Consider the following 3300-nt stretch of genomic DNA (forward strand, 5'->3'; position numbering starts at 1 on the left):
GGCGCGGGCGTCGGCGGTGCCCGGACCGCCCGCCCGCCGCTGACGACCGGCCGGGCGGGACGACCCCTGCGCGTGCGCCGCGCCCTCGGCCGACCCGCCCTCGGCCGACCCGCTCTGGGCCGACGCCTCCGCCTTCGCCTGCCGACGGGCCGCCCGCAACGCCTCGCGCGCCACGTCCGCCGGCCGGGCGGCCCCCGCGCCCACGGAGCCGGGGAGTGACGCACCGTCGGGAACCCCTCGGCCGTCCGAGCCGGCCAGGCCGTCCCGGCCGCCCGTCCCCTCCGAGCCGTCCGGTGCGACCACATCGTCGGACCGGCCGGTCTTCGATCCCGGAGCCGCCCGCTCCCCCACGGGTCCCGGATCTCCCGAGCCGGTCGGGACGGCTGGTCCTGCCTGGGCTCCCCAACCGGCCGGTCGCGCAGGGCTCTGCGACCCCTGCGGCGGCACGTCGGAGGCGTGGGCGGCCTCGGGCTCGTCGGGGACGTCGGGGACGTCGGGCGGCGTGTCAGGGCTGCCCGCGGGATGGTGCGTCCCCGCCTGACGTGCGGTGCGTGCGCTGCGCAGCGCGGCGCGGGCGATGTCCGCGGGGCGCGACGGGGTGGGTTCCCCCGGCTTCCGCCCCGGGTCGCCCTCCTGTTCCGGGGCCGACGGCGACGGGGCCGGGTGCGACGACGGCGACGGCGACGGCGACGGGGGCAGTGATGTCGCCCCACGGTCCTCGTCCGCGCCCGCCGCCTCCCCGCGCTCGCGTGCCTCCCGCAGGGCGCGGCGGGCCTCGTCGGCGGGCCGGGAGGTCATGACGGCCTCCGCAAGGACACCAGGTCGGACAGTTCACGCGCCGTCAGCTCGGTGAGGGCCGACTCCCCGGAGCCGAGGATCGCGTCGGCCAGGGCCCGCTTGGACTGGAGCATCTCGGCGATGCGGTCCTCGACCGTGCCCTCGGTGATGAGCCGGTGGACCTGGACCGGCTGGGTCTGCCCGATGCGGTAGGCACGGTCGGTGGCCTGTTCCTCCACGGCCGGGTTCCACCAGCGGTCGAAGTGCACGACGTGCCCGGCGCGGGTGAGGTTGAGGCCGGTACCGGCGGCCTTCAGGGACAGCACGAGGACCGGGGTCGCCCCGCTCTGGAAGCGGTCCACCATCCGCTCCCGCTCCGGCACCGGCGTACCCCCGTGCAGCAGGTCGACCGGGACCGCGCGGGCGGCCAGGTGGGCGGTGATGAGGCGGGCCATGCCGACGTACTGCGTGAAGACCAGCACCGAGCCGTCCTCCGCGAGCACGGTGTCCAGCAGCTCGTCCAGCAGGGCGAGTTTGCCCGAACGCGCGGTCATCCGGTCGGTGCCGCCCGGCGGGTGCTCCTCCTTGAGGAACAGCGCGGGGTGGTCGCAGATCTGCTTCAGCGAGGTCAGCAGCTTGAGGACGAGACCGCGGCGGCCCATGCCCTCGGCCTCCTCGATGGCGAGCATCGACTCGCGCACCACCGCCTCGTACAGCGCGGCCTGTTCGCGGGTGAGCGGGACGGGGTGGTCCGTCTCGGTCTTCGGCGGCAGCTCGGGGACGATGCCCGGGTCGGACTTCTTGCGGCGCAGCAGGAAGGGGCGGATGAGGCGGGCGAGGCGCTCCACCGCCTGGTCGTCCTCGCCGTTCTCCACCGCGCGCGCGTGCCGGGCGCGGAAGGACTTCAGGGGGCCGAGCAGCCCGGGGGTGGTCCAGTCGAGCAGCGCCCACAGCTCGGAGAGGTTGTTCTCCACGGGCGTGCCGGTCAGGGCGACCCGCGCGGGGGACGGGATGGTCCGCAGGGCCTTCGCCGTCGCCGAGTACGGGTTCTTCACGTGCTGGGCCTCGTCCGCGACGACCATGCCCCAGGACTGCTCGGCCAGGGTCGTGGCGGCGGATCGCATGGTGCCGTAGGTGGTGAGGACGAAGCCGCCGGTGAGGTCGTCGAGGGTGCGGTCGGGGCCGTGGAAGCGGCGGACCGGGACGCCGGGCGCGAACCGCTCGATCTCCCGCTGCCAGTTGCCCAGCAGGGAGGCCGGGCAGACCACCAGGGTCGGTTCGGTCCGGGCCCGCCTCAGGTGCAGGGCGATGACGGTGACGGTCTTGCCGAGGCCCATGTCGTCGGCGAGGCAGCCGCCGAGGCCGAGCGAGGTCATGAGGTCGAGCCAGGCGAGACCGCGCAGCTGGTAGTCGCGCAGGGTGGCGTGCAGGCCGGGCGGTGCTTCGGCGGGCCGTACGCCCGCGGTGAGCCGGTCGCGCAGGGCGGCCAGCGCGCCGACGGGCACCACGTCGACCGTCTCGCCGTCGGCCTCCGCGCTGCCGGTGAGGGCGACGGAGAGGGCGTCGACCGGGTCGAGCAGGCCGAGGTCGCGCTTGCGGGCCCGGCGGACGAGCGCCGGGTCGACCAGCACCCACCGGTCACGGAGCCGGACGACGGGGCGGTGGGCCTCCGCGAGGGTGTCCATCTCGGCCTCGGTCAGGGGATCGCCGCCGATCGCGAGCTGCCAGCGGAACTGGAGGAGGTCCTCGCTCTCGAAGAAGCCCGTGCCGTCGGTCGCGGAACCGGGGGCGGTCCTGATCACCGCGGTCGCGGTGAGGTCCTGGGCCAGGTCGCGGGGCCAGTGCACGGCGACCCCGGCGGCGGCGAGACGGGCGGCCGCCACCCCGAGCAGGTCGGTGACCTCCTCCTCGGACAGGGCGAGCACGTCGGGCACGTCCTGCTCGGTGAGCCGGTCCAGCGGCGGCCAGACCCGGGCCGCGCGCCGTACCGCCAGGGCGGTGTCCACGCGCGCGCGGGCGCCGAACTCCGCGTCGGCCACCCCCGACCACAGGTCCGCCGCGTCGGCGACGAGAGTGGGGTCGGCGAGGCTGTGCACCTGGACGACGGCCGCTCCGGCGTTGCGCGGGCCGCCGTCACCGCTTCCCCCAGCCCCGGGGGCGCCTTCCCCGTCCCGGTCGAACAGGTCGTACGCCGACAGGTCCAGGCGGAGCGAGATCCGCACGCCCGCGTCCATGCCGGCGGCGACCTCCGCGGCCCAGTCGTGGGCGTCGGGCAGGCGCTGGGCCTCGCGTGCGGCGAAGGGCCGGCCCGTGGCGTGCGGTGCGGCGGGGGTGCGGGGCAACGTGTCGGCGACCGCGTCCAGAAACGCGCGGACCAGCGCTTCCGGCTCCGGCAGCCGGATCGGGCCCGGCCCTTCGAGCGGCACCGCGTGGCCCTCCGGGGGCAGGGCGGCGGCCACGGCCCGCAGGTGCGCGATGTCGTCGGGGTCGAGCGGACCGGCCCGCCAGGCGTCGTGTCCGGCC

The 3300-nt window shown here is 76.6% G+C and carries 1 protein-coding gene and 1 pseudogene; both read right to left on the minus strand.

What is annotated here, in order from left to right:
* Positions 1–798, minus strand: a pseudogene (locus BZZ08_RS38665) (SWIM zinc finger family protein); the annotation flags it as partial.
* On the minus strand, positions 795–3300 hold a 2506-nt coding region (locus BZZ08_RS38235), incomplete at its 5' end, for a DEAD/DEAH box helicase (RefSeq protein ID WP_104636714.1). The gene BZZ08_RS38235 and the pseudogene BZZ08_RS38665, both read right to left, overlap by 4 nt.

The organism is Streptomyces sp. MH60, from assembly GCF_002939385.1.
Lineage (GTDB): Bacteria > Actinomycetota > Actinomycetes > Streptomycetales > Streptomycetaceae > Streptomyces.